This window comes from Acinetobacter sp. ANC 3832, from assembly GCF_002135415.1.
Taxonomy (GTDB): Bacteria; Pseudomonadota; Gammaproteobacteria; order Pseudomonadales; family Moraxellaceae; genus Acinetobacter.
Window position 1 is genome coordinate 219,791 of record NZ_NEGJ01000003.1, and the last position, 25,487, is coordinate 245,277.

18 protein-coding genes are annotated in these 25,487 nt (G+C 35.6%); 5 read left to right on the forward strand and 13 right to left on the reverse strand.

Annotated elements, in window-relative coordinates:
- Positions 1 to 176: 176 nt before the first annotated feature.
- From B9T35_RS05450 to B9T35_RS05475, 6 genes are all read right to left on the reverse strand, one after another.
- Positions 177 to 5,363: a DUF4011 domain-containing protein gene (locus tag B9T35_RS05450; RefSeq protein WP_086190106.1), complete on the reverse strand. Its 5,187-nt coding sequence runs from the start codon at positions 5,361 to 5,363 to the stop codon at positions 177 to 179.
- Between the two features lie 126 nt (positions 5,364 to 5,489).
- The gene (gene blp2 / locus B9T35_RS05455) at positions 5,490 to 8,258 is read right to left on the reverse strand and encodes an Ig-like repeat protein Blp2 (RefSeq protein WP_086190107.1); all 2,769 of its coding nucleotides are present in this window, start codon (positions 8,256 to 8,258) and stop codon (positions 5,490 to 5,492) included.
- 240 nt (positions 8,259 to 8,498) lie between these two features.
- The gene (locus B9T35_RS05460; protein WP_086190108.1) at positions 8,499 to 8,897 is read right to left on the reverse strand and encodes a GFA family protein; all 399 of its coding nucleotides are present in this window, start codon (positions 8,895 to 8,897) and stop codon (positions 8,499 to 8,501) included.
- A 36-nt stretch (positions 8,898 to 8,933) separates the two neighbouring features.
- Positions 8,934 to 9,728 (reverse strand): lysophospholipid acyltransferase family protein, encoded by a 795-nt coding sequence (locus tag B9T35_RS05465; RefSeq protein WP_086190109.1) that lies wholly within the window; start codon positions 9,726 to 9,728, stop codon positions 8,934 to 8,936.
- A 27-nt stretch (positions 9,729 to 9,755) separates the two neighbouring features.
- Positions 9,756 to 10,871, reverse strand: coding sequence for a beta-ketoacyl-ACP synthase III (locus B9T35_RS05470; protein ID WP_086190110.1), 1,116 nt, complete (start codon positions 10,869 to 10,871; stop codon positions 9,756 to 9,758).
- Between the two features lie 48 nt (positions 10,872 to 10,919).
- Positions 10,920 to 14,846 carry a DUF3418 domain-containing protein gene (locus B9T35_RS05475; protein ID WP_416202422.1) on the reverse strand — a complete coding sequence of 1,309 codons (3,927 nt, stop codon included), beginning with the start codon at positions 14,844 to 14,846 and terminating at the stop codon, positions 10,920 to 10,922.
- A 406-nt stretch (positions 14,847 to 15,252) separates the two neighbouring features.
- On the opposite strand from B9T35_RS05475, the gene ahpC reads away from it, so the two are divergent.
- Positions 15,253 to 15,816 (forward strand): alkyl hydroperoxide reductase subunit C, encoded by a 564-nt coding sequence (ahpC, locus tag B9T35_RS05480; RefSeq protein WP_010117510.1) that lies wholly within the window; start codon positions 15,253 to 15,255, stop codon positions 15,814 to 15,816.
- A gap of 179 nt (positions 15,817 to 15,995) precedes the next feature.
- Here ahpC and B9T35_RS05485 read toward each other — a convergent pair whose 3' ends face one another.
- On the reverse strand, positions 15,996 to 16,769 hold the full coding sequence (locus B9T35_RS05485) for a glucose 1-dehydrogenase (RefSeq protein ID WP_086190112.1): 774 nt from the start codon (positions 16,767 to 16,769) through the stop codon (positions 15,996 to 15,998).
- 401 nt (positions 16,770 to 17,170) lie between these two features.
- Between B9T35_RS05485 and B9T35_RS05490 the strand changes: the two genes are divergently transcribed.
- Entirely contained in the window at positions 17,171 to 17,377 is a 207-nt protein-coding gene (locus B9T35_RS05490) for a KTSC domain-containing protein (RefSeq protein WP_086190113.1), read from the forward strand.
- A 153-nt stretch (positions 17,378 to 17,530) separates the two neighbouring features.
- On the opposite strand, the gene B9T35_RS05495 is transcribed toward B9T35_RS05490, so the two are convergent.
- From B9T35_RS05495 to B9T35_RS05510, 4 genes are all read right to left on the reverse strand, one after another.
- Positions 17,531 to 18,124, reverse strand: a complete 594-nt coding sequence (locus B9T35_RS05495; protein ID WP_086190114.1) for an O-methyltransferase — start codon at positions 18,122 to 18,124, stop codon at positions 17,531 to 17,533.
- Between the two features lie 159 nt (positions 18,125 to 18,283).
- On the reverse strand, positions 18,284 to 18,502 hold the full coding sequence (locus B9T35_RS05500) for a DUF1653 domain-containing protein (protein ID WP_086190115.1): 219 nt from the start codon (positions 18,500 to 18,502) through the stop codon (positions 18,284 to 18,286).
- Positions 18,503 to 18,617: 115 nt separating this feature from the next.
- The gene (locus B9T35_RS05505) at positions 18,618 to 18,974 is read right to left on the reverse strand and encodes a hypothetical protein (RefSeq protein ID WP_086190116.1); all 357 of its coding nucleotides are present in this window, start codon (positions 18,972 to 18,974) and stop codon (positions 18,618 to 18,620) included.
- Positions 18,975 to 19,394: 420 nt separating this feature from the next.
- Positions 19,395 to 19,802 carry a roadblock/LC7 domain-containing protein gene (locus tag B9T35_RS05510; RefSeq protein ID WP_086190117.1) on the reverse strand — a complete coding sequence of 136 codons (408 nt, stop codon included), beginning with the start codon at positions 19,800 to 19,802 and terminating at the stop codon, positions 19,395 to 19,397.
- A gap of 324 nt (positions 19,803 to 20,126) precedes the next feature.
- Between B9T35_RS05510 and ahpF the strand changes: the two genes are divergently transcribed.
- The 3 genes from ahpF to B9T35_RS05525 all read left to right on the forward strand — a co-directional run bounded on the left by ahpF (position 20,127) and on the right by B9T35_RS05525 (position 23,084).
- Positions 20,127 to 21,692 (forward strand): alkyl hydroperoxide reductase subunit F, encoded by a 1,566-nt coding sequence (ahpF, locus tag B9T35_RS05515; protein WP_086190118.1) that lies wholly within the window; start codon positions 20,127 to 20,129, stop codon positions 21,690 to 21,692.
- 184 nt (positions 21,693 to 21,876) lie between these two features.
- Entirely contained in the window at positions 21,877 to 22,221 is a 345-nt protein-coding gene (locus B9T35_RS05520; RefSeq protein WP_086190119.1) for a hypothetical protein, read from the forward strand.
- A gap of 428 nt (positions 22,222 to 22,649) precedes the next feature.
- A complete protein-coding gene (locus B9T35_RS05525; protein WP_086190120.1) occupies positions 22,650 to 23,084 on the forward strand; it encodes an Sbal_3080 family lipoprotein in 435 nt (144 codons plus the stop codon).
- Positions 23,085 to 23,260: 176 nt separating this feature from the next.
- Here B9T35_RS05525 and sohB read toward each other — a convergent pair whose 3' ends face one another.
- Positions 23,261 to 24,223, reverse strand: a complete 963-nt coding sequence (gene sohB, locus B9T35_RS05530; RefSeq protein WP_086190121.1) for a protease SohB — start codon at positions 24,221 to 24,223, stop codon at positions 23,261 to 23,263.
- A 336-nt stretch (positions 24,224 to 24,559) separates the two neighbouring features.
- The gene (gene pstB, locus B9T35_RS05535; protein ID WP_086190122.1) at positions 24,560 to 25,474 is read right to left on the reverse strand and encodes a phosphate ABC transporter ATP-binding protein PstB; all 915 of its coding nucleotides are present in this window, start codon (positions 25,472 to 25,474) and stop codon (positions 24,560 to 24,562) included.
- Between the last annotated feature and the right edge of the window lie 13 nt (positions 25,475 to 25,487).

Here is a 25,487-nt window from a genome sequence, read left to right on the forward strand (position 1 = left end):
TACAATACTTGACGAAGTGACATCCCTTACTCCAAAAGAAAATTAATGTTTTCTATATTCAACACATTTAATATTCAATATAAGTCTCGTTGGACTTTTTGCATAACTCCTTTTCATTTCTTCTTGTAGGAGGAAAATAAAGAGCTTGTTCATATTTATACAAGACGTTTATTCGATTAAATCACTTCATCCTTTTCTAACAACAGATTTAATCTACTATTTAATTTCGCTAAATTCCCTTTCGGATCTAACCACCATTCTACCGCCCAAAGTTGCAATACGTTCCATCCTAAACCTTTCAATACAGTTGGACGAAGTTGATCACGGTCTCGTGCTGTCGCGGCCTTAGCATAATCATCACCATCTACCAAAATACCTGTTAGATATTCTCCTGAAATTTCAGGATGCTGAATGGCTACGTCAATTCGACTATCACCACTACCCACCGCTAAATCTACTTTCCAACCCAACTGTTGTAATTGATCTTTTAGATACAACATAAACTCATCTTTAGATTTTGGCTTCTCTGTCGTTTGAGCGTAATAAGGCATCTGTCCAGTTGTGGCAAAAATTAAGAAGTCTTTTAAATCACGAACACCTTCACTATTGGTTCGAGACAAATCTATATGTTCAGGTGCTAAAGTTGAAAATACATGTAAAGCTTGTCGTGCACGGGTAATCGCCACATTTAAACGGCGCTGTCCACCTTGACGATTCAATGCGCCAAAATTCATTAATAACTTGCCCTGCTCATCTTTGGCATAGGTGATGGAGAAAATAATAATATCTCGCTCATCGCCCTGAACATTTTCTAAGTTTTTAATAAATAAAGGTTCTATTCCTTCTCGACTTAACACATCCAGTTCAGGTGAATTTGCCAACTCATGATCTAACAAATCTTCAATCAATTTCTGTTGTGTCATATTAAAAGTGACAACACCTAGCGTTTGTTTTTGCTCAAGCCCCATCTGACTACGTAAATGCTGAAGAATAAATTGAACAATGGCTTCAGCTTCAGCCTGATTGGTTCGAGTATTGCCTTTATCGTAAATACCTTGTATTGCATGTAATTGAATAGCGGTATCTTTTGCCACAGGTGCAGGGAATGTTAATAATTCACCCTTATAATATTTTTGATTACTGAACTGAATCAAACTTTCATAACGACTGCGATAATGCCAATTTAAAACCAATTCAGGCAGTTTTGCTGCCAAGCACTCATCGAGAATACTCTCTAAATCCTCAGTCACATCCTCATCTACTTCTTCAGTATCGCCTTTGCCGAAGAAACTGGTCGGTGGCATTTGCTTATTATCCCCCACCACGATGGATTGTTTTCCACGCGCCAATGCACCAATGGCATCCCACACTGGAATCTGTGAAGCTTCATCAAAAATGACCACATCAAATTTAGATTCTGTATCTAAATATTGAGCTACAGATAAAGGGCTCATCAGCAAACAGGGTTTTAACCCCTCTAAGACTTCTGGAATTTGTCGAATCAATTCGCGTACTGGAATATGACGACGTTTCTTACCCAATTCTTTATTTAGTAAAGACCACTGTTTTTTATATTCATCAGGCTGTTCAAAGATCTTATGCCAACGCTGGATAATTTCTTCACTGGCAAATTTTTGATGCGCTTGATCTTGCTCAGAAAACTTTTGAATTTTCTGCTGCTGTATCTCACCACTAAATTGATTTAGCTCAGGATGCTGACTGAATTGACGAACAATCCATTGTCGTGCCAGATTAATATTCACCAATAACGTGGCTTGTTCTTGGTTTAGCACATTCTCTTGTAGATATGTGACAAACGATGCAAGCCCTTGCTGTTTCATTTGAGTTTTAAGTGCTTGCCAATTTAACCAATGACGCCATTCACTCGAATATTGTTGTAATTGTTGCTGTCTTTGCAGAAGTTGATTAAAGTCAATTTGGCTATAATCACGTTCAAGTTCCTGACCTTGCAATTGAATATCGGCTTGTAATTGCTGAATCAGTTGCGTCAACTCATCAGAATATTGGTTGACCTTGGTTAAATCATTTTGACTGGCAAACTGTACAGTCTGAATTAAAATTTGTGTACTCGATATACGTTCACTGAGTTCATTTTTAAGCTGTGTCCATGCTTTGGACATATTCTCAAATTGTGCCCAATCTGTTTTTTCACCTTGCCAATATTGTTCTAATTGCTGTGAGATTTTTTGCTCAATGGCTCGAAATTGTTGCTGATGGTTTTGGATATTGATCAGAATGGGTAAATCATGGCTCATCACCATTGCAGAGGGACGCTGTTGATCTGCTTGATAGCTTCGTATTAAATTACGCAATTGAAATTTTGCAAACCAAGACCATGGCCAAAATTTCGCTTCGGCTTCATGCCACTTAAATTCAATCTGCTTTAAATCTGCCTGATAAATTGCAGCATCATAATTAAAAATCAGCTTGGTTCGAGAACTGGATAATTCTACACACATTGCCTGTGCTTGTTGAATATCTCGAATATCCATAGTATTGATAATATTCAATAGCTTGAGATCATGACTATTAACAAAATGAACTAACTTTTGAAAAACATCAACATCAGTTTGAACTTGTTTTAAATTTTCAGCGGGTGCGAATTGACAACTATTTTGCCAAGTTTGTAATGCCGACTTTAAACTTGGAATCAATTCAGCTAAGCGTTGTTGTAGTTGCAAGTACTGATCTTGCCATGCCAAGTTCCAAATATTACGTTCTATTCCTTCAGCAAAACCATCCAAAACCGTCAATCCATTCGATGCAATCTGTTGATATTGAAGAACAGCTTTTTGACTGAGTTCTAACAATTTTTCACGCGCGGATTGAGACAATTGTGCAATATCAATCTGCGGAAAACGTAATGTTGTTAATTGTCGATGCAATAATTCTTCACTCATTGCATCAAATAAACTCCAACCAATGGCATGAGTTTGATGTAAAACCTTCACATGCTGATTTAAATCATCTCGGCTGTGTACCAACTGTTCTGATAATTGTTGCCATTCAGCTTGGGTATTTTTTTGCGTTAAAGCATAGGGATTATTGGTTAAATCAGCACGTTCACGTAATTGATCTAAAACTTCAATTTTCTGTGCTTTGGCAGAATGTAATTGTAAGCACAAACTGCTGAGACCAATTTGATTTAAACGACGATAAACAACATCTAATGCAGCCATTTTCTCAGAAACAAATAATACCGATTTACCATCTGCCAAACACTGCGCCATCATATTGGTAATCGTTTGTGACTTACCTGTCCCTGGAGGACCTGATAGTACAAAAGTTCGCCCCAAAGCTGCGGACATGACTGCTGCAAGTTGTGAGGAATCTGAAGACAAGGGCGTAAATAATTGTTGTGGGGTATATTTTTGGTCTAATTCATTTGGATGTGGAAATGCATCCTGTTTTTGGAAAGGCTCGCGTGGCGTTTCAATTAAATGTTGGACTACAGGTTGCTCTTTGAGTTGTTGCATCCGTGTTGATAAATCTAACCACATTAAATATTTTGAAAATGAAAACTGTCCTATTGCAGCTTCAGCCTTGACTTCCCACCCTCTCATATTGACCACAGCTCGGCGGACTAAATGCAAAATTGCATTTACATCAACACCTGAATCATCAGTCGGCAATGGATCTAAATTTGGAATTTCTATTTCAAAATCTTGTCTTAATAATTGTAATAAAGTCGAGTTAAAACGAGGTTCATCATCATACATAAACAAACGATAACCTGATTTGGCACTTTCTCGAGTCATTCGTACAGGAATTAACAGCAAAGGTGCTTTAAAGGTTCTTTCCGCACGTTCCGATTCTTTCCATTCTAAGAAACCAATCGCTAAAAATAAAGTATTCGCCCCACCTTCTTCCAATGCCGTTCGAGATGCACGATACACCTCAACCAACCTTTTATTTAAGGTATCCGTATCAAGTGAGCTGAAAAGTAACTGACGACTTAAATTATCTTCTACATATTGCTGAACATGTTGTGCTTCATTTTCTCGTGTCACACCTTTTAAAGAAATATGATCGACACTATTCAAGAAAAAACCTTGGCTTTGCGATAACGCATCTTCTAAATTTGATAAGGTTTGTTCCGTACATTGCAATGGAATACTTAAGCGATTATCTTTAAAGTTCAAAAGTTTATTACGCAGACTTAAATCCAGTAAATGCCTTAACCAACGATCTACACGGGTAGCAATCACTTCACCTTCTTGAATTGCACCATAAGCAGGTAAAGATGCTTCACTCCACCCAATCTCTTCATCATCTAAATTGACTTGAGTATCTAACTGTCTAGAAATGGGGCGTACGCCTCGTAAACGACTTTGACGAATATCAACCGCCACATAAAACTTATCAATTTCATCTTGCTGAGTCAGATAATTTCTTGCTACTTCAATGGCTTGTTTAAGCGAAGATTTTTGTGCCAATAAAGTGGTTTCTATAAATGTAATTGCATTTAATTCCATGCATTTACGTAAAGTTTGTAGATCATCAATCAAAACATCAACATTAGGTGTTTCTTGCAACCAAACACCTAAATAGCTATGCCCTTCAACAATAATGACCACTGGATCTAAGCCAATTTGTTCCACTAAAGAACACAGCAACAGAGTTGAATCTAAACAACATGCGAGTTTTTCTTCTAAAATTTGTTTAGCAAAGCGAATCCGTTGCCCTGCTTGAATAAAACCGCGTGGGCTCACGATATAATGTAAATTTTGCTCTACTAAAGCATTCCATACAGCATTAAGCTGATTGAATACTTGCTCAATACTTTTATCTTGATAACCATTGAGACTACCTAAACTTTTTTGATTCAGCCATTCACTTGAACGCTTTAAAATAGGCAATAAAGACGCTGAATTAGGTTGTGAAAAACTCGCTAATAACTCTAATGGCTGAGTTTCACCACCCCATGTATCAATGGTTAAAACATCAACATCGCATTGTTTTTCTATCAGTATATTTTGTTCTGCATCTAACCATTGTAATGTCACCACGGCTTGAATATTTTCAGGTAAATTTTGTAGATATTGCACATCAAAATTCAGTTTAGGATTGCTGAGCGTTAATGCTTGTCCTGCATTAATTTCTCCTAAGTTGATTTTTGTTTCAATCAAAAATTCTGGATTACTTTTAATCACTAACATACTTTTAGAAAGTAATGATTTTGTTTTTATATCACTTTCTTCATTTCCAATTTCTTGTAAAACATCTAAAGTTAAATGAATACTTCGAATAAAAGGTACTGCATTTTGCTGGAAGACAAAATTAAGCGTTTTACTTGCATCGATAGAAATTTGATATTGATTTTGTGTCCCAACGTCTTGCATGTGGCTTGAACCTCTATGTTTATTTTATTGCATTCATTTTTAAACTATAAATTTCTATACGCTATCTAAACCTAGATGTACAGTAAAAAAGCACCCGAAGGTGCTTTAATAACATCATTAAAATATTTAGATGATCGAGTGATTTGAATTGAGTAAATCGAACAAATCGTCTCTTTGACCAACAGAAATCAAATGTGTCAATACATCTGCATCTGGAGTTACTGCTGTTGTCGGTTGAGCAGTCATTTCTGTAGATTGTGCAAGCGTATGGACTGTATCTGGCGCAGACTCATGAATCGCTTGATTGATTGTTGAATCCACTGTTGATGCTGTATTGAGCTGATGATCACTGAGTAAATCTGCAATACTTGGAACATTTGTTGCCGTTGCTAATGGTGCTGAATAATCAATACCATTTAAATCAGACTGTTCTAAAATACTACCTAAAGAAAAACTAGAAATAGGATTTACAAAAGAGCTAATCAACTCGGCTGTAGGATCAACTGCATGAGTCACTACAGTCGTGTCTGTAACAGGTTCATTTGAAATACTTGCAGAAGTGACTGCAATCTCTGGTGTTGTTATTGCAGATGGTAGTGCAACACTTGTTGCCTGATCCGTTACAACACTTGAAGCGTCAATAGCGGTTGGAATAACCGTAGTATTAATACTTGTAGGTGAAACACTATTTTCAGGTAGAGCAATAGTATCTGCAACAGAAGCAGTTTGTATAACACTCTTTGATGTAACATCTGAAGTTGATACAACCTCAGGTGAAGTAACACTTGAAGTACTTACAATTGGATTTTGATGCACATCTAAACTGTTATCTACATTTGTTACCAAAGATGTTGTTGCGAGTTTTAAACTACTTGCATTCACTCCAATTACTGTTGCAGATGCCGTATTAGGAACAGCTAAATTTTCAGCTGTCGCTGTTATTTCAGGTATAGATGCAGAAGTCGCTACAACCGTTTCAGGTACAACATCAGCACTCATTGCTGTAGAAGCAACCTCAACACTACTTGTAGTCGCTACAGGTTCAACTACCGTAAAAGTATATGAGTCGCTGACTAAACTTGTATTTCCAGCTTGATCTGTTTGAATCAAAGTGATGCTATGACTTCCCAAGCCTAAATCAACATTAGGTGTATATGACCATTTACCACCTGCAGGCACGGTTACAACACCAATCGCTTTACCATTGTCATAAATAGTTAATGTGGCATTTGCTTCACCCGTACCTGACAAGGTCGGTTTACTATCATCAGTCGTTCCACCTGTTTTAACAGAACCTTTCTCCGCACCAACAGCATCGACTACATCACTGACAACAGCTTTAGATGGAGCAATTGTATCTTTAATCCCTGTTACATTGGTGACATCAGATTTATTACCCGTAGCATCTGTAACATAAACATTACCTATTTTACTGTCTGTAATAGGCGTAGAAAGTGTCACTGAATATTGACCATTTGCATCAACTGTTGCTGTTCCTAGTAAATTATTACTTGAGTCATATACAGCAACTTTAGCATTCGCTTCTGCTGTACCTGCAACCAGATTTCCATCTGTATTTAAGGTTGCAACCGCTTTGTCTGGTGCTAAAGTATCTGACCCTAATTTAATATCCAAAGGTGTTGATTTATTTCCAGCAGCATCTTCAATAACAATTTTAGCTGTATCCGTGCTTGCTAAAACAGGAGATATACTGACTGTAAATTTACCATTTGCATCAACAGTTCCTGTACCAATCACTTTTCCTGTTGAGTCTTGAATTTCTACTTTAGCATTCGCTTCCGCAGTACCTTTAACAGATGAGCCATCTTTATTGACTTCAATCATTGGCGCATTTGGAGCAACAGTATCTTTACCCGCAATAACAGAATGTGCAGTTGACTTGTTACCTGTGCTATCGACAGCGACAACTGTTCCAACACTTCCACCTGTTAAAGCAGGTGAAACTTGAACTGAAAAAATACCATTGGCATTGGCTTTTGCAGTACCCACTAAATTACCTGCTGGGTCATATACATTAATCGTTGAGTTTGCCTCTGCTTTACCAGAAACCACCTTACCGTCATCGCTTAACTGAGCCTGTGGTTCATCTGGAGCAATTGTATCTTTCGTTCCTGTTACCGCGACATATTTTGAAGCATTACCTGCGCTATCTTTAGCATTAAGATAAACCTTATTTCCATCTGTTAAAGCAGTCGATAATTTAACTGAATAATTACCAGATGAATCTACAGTGGTACTTGCCAAAACTTTTTCATTTGCATCAACCACATAAACGGTTGAACCCGCTTCACCAGTACCTGTGATTGAAACTGCATCTGCATTTAATACAGCCGTTGGAGTCACTGGAGCAACAATGTCTGGATTAGCAGGTGTACTACTACTGCCATTATCATCCAATAACCATAAACCCAAACCAACAGCAGAAAGAATTCCTAGACCTGCTTTTACCGTATTCATTGATAAAAGATTTTCAAATGAGAAGTCTGAGCTAGTATGCGAATCATAAGCATCTAGTTGATTTACAGCATTACTGGTCGCATTTTTATACAACAAGCCATCTAATTCAGTTAAACCTGAATAATTGGTAAATTTTCCTTGTGCATCAAAATTAGCAACCGTAAAACTTCCATCTTTTTCAGGAAAAGCCAGTGAATTTGTTGTATCAGCGCTTGGATTGAAGAAATTTTCTAAAACAATTTGTTCACCATTTTTTAAATTTATTATTATGTTATTGCCATCTTTGACTATGGATTGAACATCATCCTTCGTCACACCCACTTGAACAATAGATGGTTGAGATAATATGACATCTTTTGACTGCGTATCTTGCAATAGTGTTTTATCTTGTTTTGCTGCAACAACTATTCTTGTCATTATTATCCTCGATTTTAAAAAGTCTAAGTTTTTTTGAAATTATACAGGATGTGACCCTATTCACAAAATGAATTACGCATCACACTTTTTTTATTTTTTCATAACTATAAAACATATACGGTATTTTTATTCAATCTCGGTCAATAAGGTTTAGATAAATCTAACGTATGTAAAATTACCAAAATATTCTATTAGATATTTTACAACAATATTACCAAGCACTGTATATAAGAAACCTCTCTATCTAACAGCTCCTTCAAACTTTGCATGATCATCTAAAATTTCAAACCAAGCTGCTTTATTTTGAGTAAAAGCATGTGATGCTAGTTCAGCTTTAAGCGGTTCATTGATAATACCAACACGTAGGCGAATAACTTCGGGAAAATCTAATCGTGCACTGAATAATGGCGAAGCACAATTTTTACAAAATACTCTTTTCTTATTTTCAGTCGCCCAATATTCAGTAAATAAATCCTGCCCTGCGAGTATTTCCAAATCTTTACTCAGTACAGGTGCAATGGCAACAAAAGCAGATCCTTGAGCTTTCTGACACTGCTGGCAATGACAAATAAATACTTTGGGAATCTCCGCATTAATTTTGAGTTGAATTCCACCGCACAAGCATGAAGCTGTATACATTTTTAATCCTTTGCTCATATTTTTGAATAAATATATTTATTCTTTAAAAGTCTTTTTATCACGTAAATCAGATTGACGAACTTGTTTTAATAATTCTATTTCGGCATAAATTTGCTGTTGTAACTCATCTCTAAACTCAATCATCTCATCAAATGACTGGATATTTTGAATACTTAAACGGGGTAAAAATTTAAAATAAAAAGGAATTCTTTTCGGAATAATATTCTTTGGAATTGATGGAATGACTTCCCCATTGCGTAATAATTTATCAATTTTAGGATAACTCAATAACTTCTGAAACCATTTTTTCTTAAGTAGGCTATTCACGTCAAAAGCGAGATCAAAAACTTCATCACCACCTAAAGCCACGAATGGTGCAATATCATAATTAAATTCTTGGGCAAGTTTTAAAAAACCAAAACGCTGCTTCCAAATCAATTGATAAGCCTCGCCTTTACGTTTAATCACTTCTCGTCCACCGCCAGGGAAAACTAGAATCGAATAACCTTGTCGCATGGCTTCACGGGCATATTCTTGCACACCGTCTACGCCACCTACACGTTTGACCACTTCCTTCCAAATAGGAATGTGAAAATGCATGTGATCCGCTAGGCTGACAATGGCAATTTTATGTTCATTAAATAAATAATCAATCAAAACAGGTGAATCGAGTACACCATAAATCGTATGATTCCCCACATACATCGCGGGTTTATTGGCAATTAAGTTTTCTGTACCGAGATAAGTCGGAGAAAAATAAAAGCGTTGCACACTACTAATCAATCGAATCAATGTCGAATTGTGTTGTATATGCAACGCTTTTGATTTCATGATCTTTATCTCTATAGAGCTAAAGTTTTATGCAACATGCTTTTGTACAAGAATCGCACCAACAGAATAGCCTGCACCAAATGAACACAGTACGCCATATTCACCATCATTCACTTGATCTGCTGTGCGATGTAAAGCAATGATCACACCTGCTGAAGAAGTATTTGCAAACTCATCTAAAATAATCGGTACTAAATCTGGATCAGCTTCAGCCGCTTCTTTACCCACCACTAATTTCAGAATCAATTCATTCATACTTTTATTGGCTTGATGCAACCAAAAGCGCTTCACATTTTCAGGCGCAATATTATTTTTTTCTAATTGCCCTGTAATAATTTTAGCAACCAATGGGCAGACTTCTTTAAAGACTTTACGACCATCTTGACGGAATTGCTTATCGTCACGAGATGTTAATTCTGAACTGTTTAAAAAGCCAAAATTATTACGAATATTGTTTGAGAATTGCGTGAACAAATGCGTATCTACAATTTCAAAACCTGTTTTACTGTCTGTATCTTCAATAATTGACGCTGTCGCAACATCACCAAAAATAAAGTGACAATCACGTGAACGATAATCTGTATGACCTGAAGTAATTTCTACATTCACAAGTAATACACGACGCGCACCCGTTTTAATCGCATCATATGCTTGTTTTAAACCAAAAGTTGCAGCAGAACATGCAACATTCATGTCATAAGCATAACCTTGAATACCCAGTGCTGTTTGAATTTCAATGGCTACCGCAGGATATGCACGTTGCATATTCGAGCAAGCAAGAATAACCACATCGATATCTTCTGCAGTTACACCTGCATTTTCCATCGCTTGTTTAGCGGCAATTACGCCCCATTCCGCTTGAATTGAAAGTTCATCTTCAGTACGTTCTTCTAAGCGTGGACGTAAGCGATTAATGTCTAAAATACCTGATTTTTCGATGACATAACGACGTTTTACACCCGATGCTTTTTCAATAAATTCAGCACTTGAACCACGACGAGCAATCATTTCACCCGCTTCAATTTTCTCAGCATTGACGCTGTTAAATTGTTCTACATAAGCATTTAAACAATCCACCAACTCTTCATTGGTAATAACTTCTTCAGGTTGATAAAGACCTGTACCTGTAATACGAATGCCCATGTAAAACTCCTTTTCCTAATACATTAAATCTTACAAATTAATTCTATTCTAACTGATTCCGAGCTTTTCCCATACCTTTTGCAAGCGAGTTGGGGAAATAGGCATCTTGGTTTTCATAGGTTGAGAAAATAACGAAATACGTAACTCTTCAACCATGAAGTACAATTCTTTTAAACGAGCATCATTCTTAAACTTAAACAGCTTATCCATCCATGGGTCAACGTCTGCAATCGCTGCATTATCTCGTAGTAGATTATGAGGCAAGCGATCTAAACGCAATAGCAAAGCCTTTAAATATCGTGGATATTCTTGCCAAACATCTACTGGCTTAGTGTAGACAAAATCAGATAAATTCATCAAATCAAGTTGATCTTCAACATCATCCATATTTTTACCAAACACATTTTGGTCGAGTACCAAAAGTTGTTGACGAACACTTTGCCACTGAATAAAAATTTCACTGATAATACTTAAAGCTTGCTGACCGTAGCTTAAAAACTTGTGTTTTACATCAAGCAATAGTTTTTGATATTCATCTTCATTAATTGGCAAATCTGCAATAGCCATTTGTAAACTTGCATAGACCAACATTTGTTCAAGTTTGGCTTTATCACCCAATGGAGAATATGCCAATGCCAAGGGTTTAGAAATTTGCTTTTTCAATTGACGGATCAAATCGCCCAATTGCATATGAATGAGACGAATAATACCTTCACGATGCTGCTTAATCGCCTCATTTTGATCATTAAAGGTTTGAATCACAACGCCTGATTCATCCTTAGCCTCTAATTTTGCAAATTCTTTACTAGGAACTAAAGCTTGATATTGCTTGACTACAACACCCGTGACTTTTTGCGAGGCTTCAAATACAAACTCTTTAGGGAACGTCGTATATTCACCTTTTAATTGTTTCACAGGGCTATGTGTTTCAGTACGACAACGTGCCTTTAACTCATCTAAATGACGCCCTTTTTCAATCACCCGTCCTTTTTCATCAATCACTTTGATGAAGGGAATCAAATACTGATCAATTCGCTCAAAAGAAAAGTCTTTCTCTGTGATCTGCTCACCACGTAACTGAAAAGCTAAAAATTTTAAAATATGTTCATTTAAATGTACAGCATCAATTCTTGCCATCAACTTACGTGCGGTATCTGGTATTGGAACCAAATTACGTCGCTTATCTTTCGGTAAAGATTTAAGTAAAGCTTCAATTAAATCTTTTCGCCAACCCGGAATCCCCCATGACCAAATATTTTCATCCACTTGTGGCAAAGCTTGCACAGGAATAGTCACTGTCGCACCATCTTCATCATGACTTGGATCAAAACGATAACTTGCCGCAAGGCGGAGCTGACCATTATGTAAATAGTCTGGAAATTGTTGTGTTGTTGGACGATCATTCATCCACAACGCATCATCATCCACAAATAAATAACGTGGTTGTTTCGTTTCTACCGTTGCACGCCAATCTTCAAAACTACGACGACTGGCAATCTCTGTCGGGACTTTTGATGCATAAAATTGATAAATCGTTTCTTCATCAACCACCAAATCACGACGACGTAATTTATCTTCAACACGTTCTACTTCTTCTAATTTAAGTAGGTTATGTTTTAAAAATGGCGGAGTAATGCCTAAATTACCTGTGGTTAAAGCATCACGTAAGAAAATTTCATGCGCAGCAGCTTGGTCGACCTTTTCATAATTGGTCGGTCGCTTCGGCTCAATGATCAAGCCAAACAATGAAATTTGATCATAAGCATTGACCACACCCGGTTTTTTCGCCCAATGTGGTTCAAAATAATGGTGTTTCAATAAGTTTGGTGCAGCCAGTAAAATCCATTCTGATTCAATTTTTGCCAATGTTCTTAAATAAACTTGAGATGTTTCAACCATCTCAAAAGCCATTACCCAAGGCGTATTGGTTTTATGTAAAGTCGAAGCAGGAAAAATACGTGCCTTTTGCTGACGCACTGCCATAAATATATTTCGCTCATCAGTTTTATTGGCAATAAAAGACAATAATCCCGTGAGCAAAGCACGATGCAGATTTTCGTAATTGGCAGGCTTCGTATTAAACGACAGCTTTAAACCTTGTGCTAAATCAAGCAATTGTTCATGGGTTTTTTTCCATTCACGTAAACGTAACCAACTTAAAAAATGCTGTTTGGCAAAACTACGACGTTTATTTTCACTTAAGTTTTCACGATTATTTTGTAAGGTATCCCATAATTTTGTATAAAACAAAAAGTCGGAATCAGCTTCTTTAAACAATGCATGCTTCTGATCGGCTTGCATTTGTTTATCTGCTGGGCGCTCTCGTGGGTCTTGAACAGCAAGTGCAGCCACAATAATCAAAACTTCATTTAATACGCCAAAATGTGCACCGCCTAAAATCATTCGTGCCAGACGTGGGTCAATCGGCATTTTTGCCATTTGTTGACCGATTTTAGTCAATTCATTTTTTGCAGTATTTTTCCGTTGCGAAGCATCATGATTAACTTTTTTTTCTAGTGAAGGTTGAGGTTTAAGTTCTTCTGTTTCGGAAGTCGATTTAGGAGGATTAATCGTGTCATCCGCAATCGCACCCAATTCAATCAGAAGTTTACGACCATCATTTACCAAACGATGATCTGGTGGCTCAATAAAATCAAAGGATTCAACTGAACCTAAACCTAAGCTTTGCATCTGTAAGATTACTGACGCCAAATTGGTTCGTTTAATTTCAGGCTCAGTAAATTCAGGACGACCTTGAAAATCATCCTCACTAAATAAACGAATACAAACACCGGGAGCAATACGACCACAGCGACCTTTTCGCTGATTTGCCGCTGCTTGTGAAATGGCTTCAATCGGTAAACGCTGTACACGTGAACGATAGTTATAGCGTGATAATCGTGCAAAACCACTATCAATCACATACCGAATATTGGGAACAGTCAGCGCCGTTTCTGCAACGTTGGTCGCAATAATAATCCGTCGCCCACCACCACTGGGGTTAAAGATCATTTGTTGTTCTGATAATGCTAAACGTGCATATAAAGGTAAAATTTGGGTATGTTTAGGGCCAAACTTTTGCAAGGTTTCTTGCAACTCTCGAATTTCTTGTTCGGTGCTTGAAAAAATCAGAATATCGGCATGTTCAGGATGCCCTTTCTGTTCAGCATCTTTAAAACATTCTTCGACTGCTTGAACCACTGCACGCGGAAGGTTTTCTTCAAAATCATCAAAGTCATCATCATCACTTCCACCAATGGTCATTTCTGAAATCGGACGATAACGTAATTCAACAGGAAAACTACGTCCTTCTACTTCAAAAATAGGTGCATCATAAAAATACTGACTGAAACGATTAACATCTAAAGTCGCAGAAGTAATGATAATTTTTAAATCTGGACGCTTTTTTACAAGCTGTTTTAAATAGCCCATGATGAAGTCAATATTCAGTGAACGCTCATGGGCTTCATCAATAATAATCGTGTCGTATTTATTTAAATAACGATCGTTGGTTAATTCTGCTAACAGAATACCATCCGTCATTAAACGAACAATCGAATCTTGTGATCCTTGTTCATTAAAACGAATTTTAAAACCGATGGATTCACCGAGTTTTTCACCAACTTCTTCCGCTATACGTTGCGATACGCTACGTGCAGCCAAACGTCGAGGTTGCGTATGACCAATCATACCTGTTAAGCCACGCCCTGCGAGCATCGCAATTTGTGGTAACTGTGTGGTTTTACCTGAGCCCGTCTCACCCGCAACAATTATGATTTGATGCTTTTGGATGGCTGCAATTAATTTATCTGCATATTGAGTCACAGGTAAATCTTGATTCAGCTTGATATTGGGTAAGCGGGAAAAGCGTTCACGCACTTTACGATTGGATTTTTCAAATAATTCTTGATATTGCTCAGGATTGGCATCTTTGCCTTTGCGAAGACGATTTAAACGGTGACGATCGCGAACCATGACCAATTGATCGACATTTAAATGACCTAACACAGATAATTAATCCTAAAACAAAATTTTGAACAGACTATTTTACGCTGTAATGACATGAAGAAAAAGAGAACTGCTTTTTATATATTTTTATTTTTTTCAAATTTACCCTTGAAATATAAACACAAAGTCTTCATGTTGAATAGCAAGTTCGATAAAGGATAGTTTTGTCATTTAAGTATCATATTTTTCATGCATTAATGAAGTGAAAAATATCCAATGCACAAAACAGTCTAGATTGATGAAATAGTAAGTATTATTATTTAGAATCCAATTTTCCGATTCTTGTGATGAAAAAATACTATTTTACCAATAACAAAAAATTCTTTATTCTAGTTTCATATTAGAAACACACCTCAATATCATGGAGATAATGATGAGCTTAATTAATACTGAAGTTAAACCATTTAAAGCACAAGCATTCCAAAACGGTCAATTTATTGAAGTGACTGAAGCTGATCTTAAAGGCAAATGGTCTGTTGTATTCTTTTATCCTGCTGACTTCACTTTCGTTTGCCCAACTGAACTTGGTGATCTTGCAGATAACTATGCTGAATTCAAAAAATTAGGCGTTGAAATCTATTCAGTTTCTACTGACACTCATTTCACACACAAAGCTTGGCACGATTCTTCTGAAGAAATCAAAAAAATCGAATACGTAATGGTTGGCGACCCAACTTGGACGCTTTCTAAAAACTTCGAAGTATTAATCGAAGCTGCTGGTCTTGCTGATCGTGGTACTTTCGTGATTGATCCAGAAGGTAAAATCCAAATCATCGAAATCAATGCGGGTGGTATTGGTCGTGATGCTTCTGAACTTCTTCGTAAAGTTAAAGCGGCTCAATACGTTCACGCTCACCCAGGTGAAGTTTGCCCTGCTAAATGGAAAGAAGGCGATGCAACTCTTGCTCCTTCAATCGACTTAGTTGGTAAAATCTAAGCTTCATTAGATTAGACGAATAAAAAAACCACGCTTTATAGCGTGGTTTTTTATGTAAATAGTTTTAAGAAATTAGGCTTATTGCCTAACACTTTTTATTTTTCATTCGAAGAGAAAATTAGAAAGCTTATTTATCTGTTTTATCTATCTATAAAAAATAAATTTAAAGTTCAATAAACTTAATCTAACGTTTGAACACCGCCACCATTTACAAAAATCGTTTGTCCACTAACCCATGATGAAATCGGTGAAGCTAAATATAACATTGCACCTGCGATATCTTCTGCCGTTCCTAATCTTTTAATTGGCGTATGTTCTAACATTTTTTCTTCAATTTCAGGTGTTAATACACTTGCTAAAGCCACGGTACGCGTTGCACCGGGTCCTACCGCATTTATTCTTATTTCTGGTCCAAAATCGAATGCTAAATTAGCAACCATATGATTAACAGATGCTTTTGACCCACCATAACCACTCATGTTCGGAGAAGCATTTCTACTCGACATTGAAGATGTAAATACAATGGAACCATAGCCCGATTTTTTCATATGAGGTGCACACAATTGACTCAGGCGCCAACCACTAAATACATTTAACTCATAATCTCGTTTAATATCATCAATGCTGATTTTGAATGGATTTTCACGCCCGCCACCTCCACCGCCTGCATTATTAATCAGAATATTGATTGTTCCAAAAGTTTTTACGGTTAAATCAACCAACTCAACTAAGCTCTGATCTTCTAAAATATTGCATTGAACAGCCAATGATTTGGTTCCCTTTTTTTCAAGCTCTTCAACAAGTTTTTGCGCTTTTTCTACATTTAAATCTGCAATGACAATATGAGCACCTGCCTCAGCCAAAAGTAGTGCTGTCGCTTTACCGATTCCATCGGCTCCGCCTGTTACAATCGCAACTTTATTCTTTAAATCAAATAATTCATTAATTTTCATATCATCACCTTTTATAAGTTTATGAGGCTTTAAATTGCGCGGAAATTTTTAATAATCATATGTTTTTATAATGATTTATTTGGCGTAAATAACAAATTAACATCTATAAATTACACGTTATGCTCACAAATAATAGCCAAAAATTTTAAAGCGTGAACCAAGACTCATTTCAGCACATAATCTGGAATAATTTATACTTTGGCTGAGCTATTTTATTCAGATCTAAATTTTATAGATCCCTTTTTAAGTTGCAATTTTTAAGGGTAAAAATACAGAAGAAGTCTATTCAAAATATATTTTACAAATCTGCTATACATCATTTTTCAAATTTGGATTAATTTCAAATTAAGCAGAATAATAAAGTTTTCTGCAAAATATAATATAAAATGAAGGGGTTGCTTATGGGAACAATGCTGACCGTAACTTCTTGGAAGTATAATTCCACATCACGCTATTTAAAAATTTTTTATAATAATGGCTCTGGAGAGCTTTATCATCCCGTGCCTGAATTTATTTATAATAATTTATTAAGATGTACAGATAAAACTGCCTTTGTGCATAAATACTTAGAATACGACTTACATTTTACTCGCCTTTCCATACAATAAAAAATTAAGCCAAATAAAAAATCAGGAAATTTGATCTTTCCTGATTTTTTATTAATGAGGTTATAAATAGCCACATTTAGCTTCTTACATTAAGCTCTTTATTTTTCCTTATCAGGAGAGAAATAAAAAATTATTAATCGTAATGTAAAAAGCCTAATCTTTAAATGAAACCATAAATAATCCCGCACCCAAAGCTAAGGTTGTAGTCATAAATCTGGAATCTTTTTTAACTTCACAAATAAAGCTTTTTACTTCTGCTGCATGTGAAATGACATTATCCACAATCAGCACTGCTCCACTATGGTTAATCATATTGCGTAAAATATTCCAATAACTTAAGTATGCATCACGTTCGGCATCTAACAAAATAAAGTCATATTGTTCAGTAGATTCATTTAAGAAAATTTGAGCATCTAAAACTTTAAAATCAATCACATGATCAAGCTCAAGTTCTTTTGCATAGCCTTGAGCTTGTCTTGTACGCTCAGCATCAATTTCTATAGTCGTCACTCGAGCTTGAGTCACTTGCGCAGCATCTGCAAGCCATAAAGTCGAATAGCCTGTTGAAGTTCCAATTTCCAATATTCTTTTAGACTGTTGTATACGAATCAGCATTGCTAAAAATTGGGCAGACTCAGGTTCAATATTTCGATAACGATTCAATCGGTCTAATTGAGTCGCATCATATTTAATAAACTTTTGATATAAATTATGAATACGTTGTTGAAATTCAGGGCTTAGGCTCATATATATGCTTCCGTTCCATCATTTATACATTCATTACACTTTCTACTTACATAAAGCATTATATTTCTCTGCAATAGAGAAAATTCAAGTACTTGTAAAGACTTTATGTTAATACCAATTGTGCTCAACAATGAGGTCATTTTAGTGACAAATCACAATTTATTCAGTTTTTTGTATCAGTTTAAACCGTGGAACAACCTCACCACTTTCCAATCGAACAGTTTCTAAAAACATTTCCAAAGGTCTTACCCACATCGAATACTCTGCATATAGACATTGATAAACAACCAATTTTTCTCTAGATTCGCTATGTGTTGCAACATTAAAAACTTGATATAACTGTCCTTTATAATGTTGATATATCCCACGCTGTATCATATTCAATTTAAATCACTTTCTTAAATTCAGATTTAATCTTAAAGTAAGAAGAGATAAAAGAGAATCAATAGGCATAAAAAAACTCGCTCGAAAGCGAGTTTTTTTATTTTTTAACTCAAGAAAAATCTAATTCTTTTTCAAAACCTTTTAACTCATGGCGAGCCATAGCTAGATTCGATTTAGAACGATCTAATACTAAATAAAGGAATAGGTTTTCATTTGTTTCAAGTGGACGAATCAAATGATATTGTTTACCCAAAGTAATTAGAATATCTTCAATTTGGTCATCAAGTTTCAATGCTTTTGCAACTTTACGTTTAGCACGGATAACTTCTGTGTTACCAGCTGCTGCAAGCTCTAAGTCTAAACCAGCACCTGCAGTTGCCAAAGATAAACCGCTTTCGCTATCTACCAATGCAGCACAAACAAAACCGTCAATATCTGTTAGTTGATCAAGTGTAATACGAGCCATGAAGTTCCCCACTATTTTTATGCTTAACGATTATTTTAATTCTGGTTATGCAATATAATTACTTAGCCAGAACCTCTTACTATTTAAATAATAAAATAAACTTTATTATATTATTTAAAAATTTCAAATCTAAAAATTGGTTTTAAAAAATTATAATACTCAATTTTTAATTTATCTTTTTGCTGTATTAATATTAATTAACACGAACAAGCTCATATATTCAAGTACAGGGTTAAATTAATTTTTTATTTTAATTTAACCACAAAACACTTATTAGTATTTACGTGAATTGTTTTGCAATTTTATCAAATTCTACACATTAAAAATCAATTTTCAAGTATTTTAACAACGAAATCTAAAATACTTTAAGATAATTAAAATAAACTAACATAGTAAATGTGTTTATGTAGAAAAACTAAATTAATACTTTGCTAATGTTTCAGCAGTTGCTTTAGTTTCATATAACATCTGCCCCAATAAAATATCTTTTGCTGTAACAGCAACCATAACCAATGGATATTTCGGATGTGCGACAGCCGTTAAAAGAGCCTTACCATTTTCAGCATCAAGGGTAATGGTTTGACATCCGTTTAAATTAATTTCTGAAATAAATGCAGAAACCATCGCTAAAATAGAGCTACTCACAGCCGCGATTTTTCCAGAATTATTCACTTGTTTTTTATTGGCCAATGCAATTTCAAATCCATCTGAAGAACAAAGCATTACAAACTCGATCCCTGAAACTGCTTGTAATAATTGCTGGATTTGTTTTTCACTAAATGATACGAAATCATCTGGTAATTTTCTTGATAGATTTAAATCTAACATATATGAACCTATTTACAATTTAACTTGCACTTATTGCGCTGTCTTCACGACTTGTAAAGTATTAGCTTTTGTTTTTTAAGATTAAAAACATGAATTTAATCACAGTTAATATCATATCAGACCTATATATCGGATACTATTTTTTAATTAAATATATATTTTCCAATATTTAGCTGTACTTTACTCTGCTTAAATGTGTACTAATCTATTTTCAAATAATCTACATAACCGATCATATTAATAAAAACAAACTGTTTTATCTATTTATAAAAATAGCTTAGTATAGCGTTAATGAATGAAATTTAACGCCTTTGGAGCTTAGCAATGTTAGATCAAAATATTAAAGCACAACTCAAAGCTTACTTAGAACGTTTAGAAAGTCCAATTGAATTGGTCGCAGCATTAGATCACTCTGACAAAGCTGAAAAAATCAAAGAATTGGTTTCTGAAATTGCTGAACTTTCTGACAAAGTCACTGCTCGTTTTGATGGTGATAACGCACGTCGTCCAAGTTTCGGTATTGCAAAAAATGGTGAACAACCGCGTGTATTCTTTGCTGGTTTACCGATGGGACATGAATTCACTTCATTGATTTTGGCTTTATTACAAGTATCAGGCTATGCACCGAAAGTATCTGATGAAATCTTGGCACAAATTAAAGGCTTAAACTTAAAAGCAAACTTTGATGTATTTGTCTCTTTAAGCTGTCATAACTGCCCAGATGTAGTGCAAGCTTTAAATCTCATTGCGATTAATAATCCAAATAGTACAGCAACCATGATTGATGGTTCATTCTTCCAAGATGAAGTTGAAGAACGAAAAATTATGGCTGTGCCTATGCTGTTCCAAGATGGTGAGCATATTGGTCAAGGTCGAATGACTTTAGAAGAAATCGTTGCGAAATTAGATACAGGTTCTGCAGCCAAAGAAGCAGAGAAATTAAATGCTAAACAAGCGTTTGATGTCTTGGTGATTGGTGGTGGTCCAGCAGGTGCTACGGCTGCGATGTATGCATCACGTAAAGGCATTCGTACAGGTATCGTTTCTGAACGTTTTGGTGGTCAGGTGATGGATACCATGGACATCGAAAACTTTATTTCTGTACAAAAGACTCAAGGTCCTAAATTTGGTTCAGACATGGAAGCACATGTACGTGAGTACGATGTTGATATTATGAACTTACAGAAAGTCAAAGGTTTAGTCGGTGCAGATCAAACTGCCAATGGTTTGGTACAAATTGAACTTGAGAATGGTGCAAAACTTGAATCAAAAACAGTGATTCTGTCTACAGGTGCACGTTGGAGAGAAATGAATGTACCGGGTGAGAAAGAATACAAAACCCGTGGTGTGGCTTATTGCCCACACTGTGATGGTCCATTGTTCAAAGGTAAACGTGTTGCGGTGATTGGTGGGGGTAACTCAGGTGTAGAAGCTGCGATTGATCTTGCTGGGATTGTGGAACATGTGACTTTAATCGAGTTCGATACCAAGTTACGTGCAGACCAAGTCTTGCAAAATAAATTAAACAGCTTGCCAAACACCACCGTGATTCTAAATGCACTTTCAACTGAAGTTATGGGTGATGGTTCACAAGTAACTGCATTGAAATATAAAGACCGTACGACTGATGTAGAGCATACTGTTGAGCTTGCGGGGATCTTTGTACAAATTGGTTTATTGCCAAATACAGATTTCTTAAAAGGCACTGCTGTTGAACTTTCAAACCGCAATGAGATTTTGGTGAACGATCGTAATGAAACCAATGTAAAAGGTGTATTTGCTGCAGGTGACTGTACCACTGTGCCATACAAGCAAATTATTATTGCTGCTGGTGAAGGTGCTAAAGCTTCTTTGTCTGCTTTCGATTATATGATGCGATCAGAAAGCTGATCTTCCTAAAAGATCACATTCTAAAAGCTTTTTTTAAAACCTCCCATTGATTAATCATTGGGAGGTTTTTTATTTAATCTATATTTCTTTACAATTTTAAATATAAATTTTTGAATTATTATGTTTATATTTTCAGCATCCATATGGTGTGGATAAAGAATAACTAGGTATAAAGGTAAATATAATGAATAAATTATTTGTTGCTTTAGGTCTTGCAGCTACAGTTGCTTTAGTTGGGTGTAATAAAGAAAAAGCGCCTGAAACGGGTGCAACGACTGGTGAACATATTGAAAATGCTGCGAATCAAGCAGGACATGATATGAAAAATGCAGCTCAAGATGCCGCAACCGCTACTGCAACTGCTGCTGACCATGCTGCGACAGCAACAACCAATGCTGCTGATGCAACTGCAACTGCTGTAGATCATGCTGCTGATGCAACAGTTACTGCTGCTAAAGATGCAACGGCTGCGACGGCAGGTGCTGTTGAGAAAGGCGCTGCAAATGTAAAAGAAGCAGCAAATAAATAAGCTAAGACTTCATCATTGTAAAAATAAGAAGCTGAACACATCCTTGTTCAGCTTTTTTAATGCTCAACTCTTAATTTTATTAAAATATATTTCACAGTTTTTCTTGTATTATATTTAAAAACCTAAGTAATTATAGATGAAAATAAAATTCCATCAGAACTAAACCACCCTAACTTTAAAATTAAATTAATATATATCATGTAATTAATTAATATTTAAATATAGATCAATTGAATCTATATGCTCAGATTTTCTAAATTGCGTTTCCACTTTACAATTAGACAAAAAATAAAATTATTAAATAATACTTAATAAAAAGAAACACTACCAATGATATAACAAAATGTTTTTATTAATTTTTTATTGTGAATCCAAATATTTTCTGTAGAATAAATCACATAATAATTCCTTAAATCAAAGCAAATATCATGAATAAGAAGATCCTAACAAGTCTGTGTTTATTACTGCCGCTCACCGCTTGTGTTCATTATCAAACGAAAAATGCCGTTGTAAATAGCAAGCAAGTCCCTAAATTCAGTCAAATTTGTATTCAGCAAAATGATCAAGTTGACCCTTCAAAAGAATACTTAAATATTATCAATAATCGTTTTATTGAAAATGGAATTAAAACTGAAATTTATCAACAGCAAAAACCGAAGCAGTGTAAATATTCTTTAACTTATAATATTCAGCAAAAATGGGATGTAACGCCTTTTATTTCTCAAGCCGATTTATATTTATTTGATGATGGTTTGCAGGTTCATACAACTCGCTTTAAAGTGAATAGTACATTTGAGTTGGACAAATGGTCTGGTGCTAAAAGCAAATTGGAAAAATTAGTGGATGATATTATTCAGAAATAAAAAAAGCCAATACGATATTTTTCGTATTGGCTTTTTATAAAAGCTCTAGATTCGCTCTTTATATTGAATTTTAAATCGCTTCATTCAAGCCATCCAACTCATATAAAATTGATCTATCACTGGATGAAGTGGCTATATAAAACCACTTCATCCATTCAGTAAAATATCTACCTAAATTAAAAACGACTGTCTTTAAAAAGTGGCGTTGCTGAGTTTAACTTTACAACTTCACTAACCAATTTATTTACAACAGCTGGAATAAAAGCATCTGCCATCTGCGCTGCTTGTAGTCCAAGTTTTTCACCAAGCGTTGGTTTACGGCGTGTTTCGATGACATAAACATCATGTTGAGGCAATAAACTCAAGAGATATTCATCTGATGTTTTAAGCTGATCGACTAAATTTAAATCGATAGCATCTTGCCCATACCAATGTTCACCTGTTGCCACTTTTTCTACATTCAGTTGAGGACGATATTTTTCGACAAAATGTTTAAACAACACATGCGTTTGTTGCAACTCTTCTTCAAACTTGGCTTTGCCTTCTGGTGTATTTTCACCAAACATCGTCACCGTACGTTTAAACTCACCAGCCGTATATAATTCAAAATCAACATTATGTTGCTTCAATAAACGGTTAAAGTTTGGGACTTGAGCAACCACACCAATTGAACCCAAAATTGCAAATGGTGCTGAAATAATTTCACTCGCAATACATGCCATCATGTAGCCACCGCTAGCAGCAACCTTATCTACACAAATTGTGAGATGGAATCCTGCATCACGTAGACGTACTAATTGAGCAGCTGCCAAACCATAGCCATGTACCATACCACCGGGGCTTTCTAAACGTACAACAACACGGTCACGTCCTGCTTTAGCCGTTGCTAAAATGAGCGTAATTTCTTCACGAATATTTTCGACCGCAGATGCTTGCACATCACCTTTAAAGTCAAGTATATAAACTTTTTGATTATTCTTTCTACGTATCCGTCCTTCTTTAGCAATTTGCTGTGAAAGTTGTAAAAGTTCAAATTTTGAAGCCGTCGTTTGTGCGATTCTTTTTCTTTGCTCATTAATACGTGCATTCAAATGACTAACACGAAGTTCAGCAGGTAGTTTGGGTAAATGAAATAACATAAATTTTTTAATCTCATTGAATAAATACTTCTGATTCTAAGATGCGGTCTACTATGACAAAATTCAATATACATTTTGAAATTAATATTTGCATTCAAGTCAATTCAATTTATTGATGCTATTCACCTTAGTTTGAAATCAAAGTCTTTGGTTGAATATTTTCTTCAAGATTAAAAATTTCACTTATTTTCACTTTTTAATCAGACAAAAAAAACCGCAAATCAATATTTGCGGTTCATTATTTTACTAGGTATCTTACATAACGATTAAAATCTTCTTCATTTCTCCATAAAGAAAAACGACAAAACTTTATGCAAGAAAACTACTTTTCTAGAATTAACCAAAACGACCAGTAATATACGCTTCTGTTAATTGATGATCTGGTTGAGTAAAGACTTTTTCAGTCGAGTTTACTTCAATTAAATCGCCCAAATGGAAATAAGCTGTACGGTCAGATACACGTGCTGCTTGTTGCATTGAGTGCGTCACAATGGCGATGGTATATTGATTGGATAATTCAGAAATTAACTCTTCAACTTTAGCCGTTGCAATAGGATCGAGTGCTGAACAAGGTTCATCCATCAAAATCACTTCTGGGCTGACTGCAATCGTACGTGCGATACATAGGCGTTGTTGCTGACCACCTGAAAGCCCTGTTCCCGGTTGGTTTAAGCGATCTTTAACTTCATCCCACAGACCTGCTTTACGCAAGCTGTTTTCAACAATTTCTTCCATATCGTACTTATCACGTGCCAAACCATGCAGTTTAGGACCATAAGCAACATTATCAAAAATTGATTTTGGAAATGGATTTGGTTTTTGGAAAACCATGCCGACCTGAGCACGAAGTAACACAACATCTAGATTTGGATCATAAATATCTTGATTATCGAGTGTGACTTTACCTGTCACTCGGCAACTATCAATTGTGTCATTCATACGGTTTAAAGTCCGTAAGAAAGTGGATTTACCACAACCTGATGGCCCAATAAATGCAATCACTTCATTTTCATAAACTTGAAGATCAATACCTTTAATTGCTTCTGCATCACCATAATAAACATGCACATCTTCAGCACTAATCTTCACAGTATTGGTTTTTTCTTTTTTAGGAGAAGAGCTTGAATCAAACTGTGAAACAAATGATGTGCCCTGACGCTTACGCTCAGTATCTGTAGAAGTAAATTGTGTGTGATCTTGATTCACTGTTTTATCCTTTTCTAAGGAATTTGTCATTTCAATAGTATTCATATCTTATCCTCAA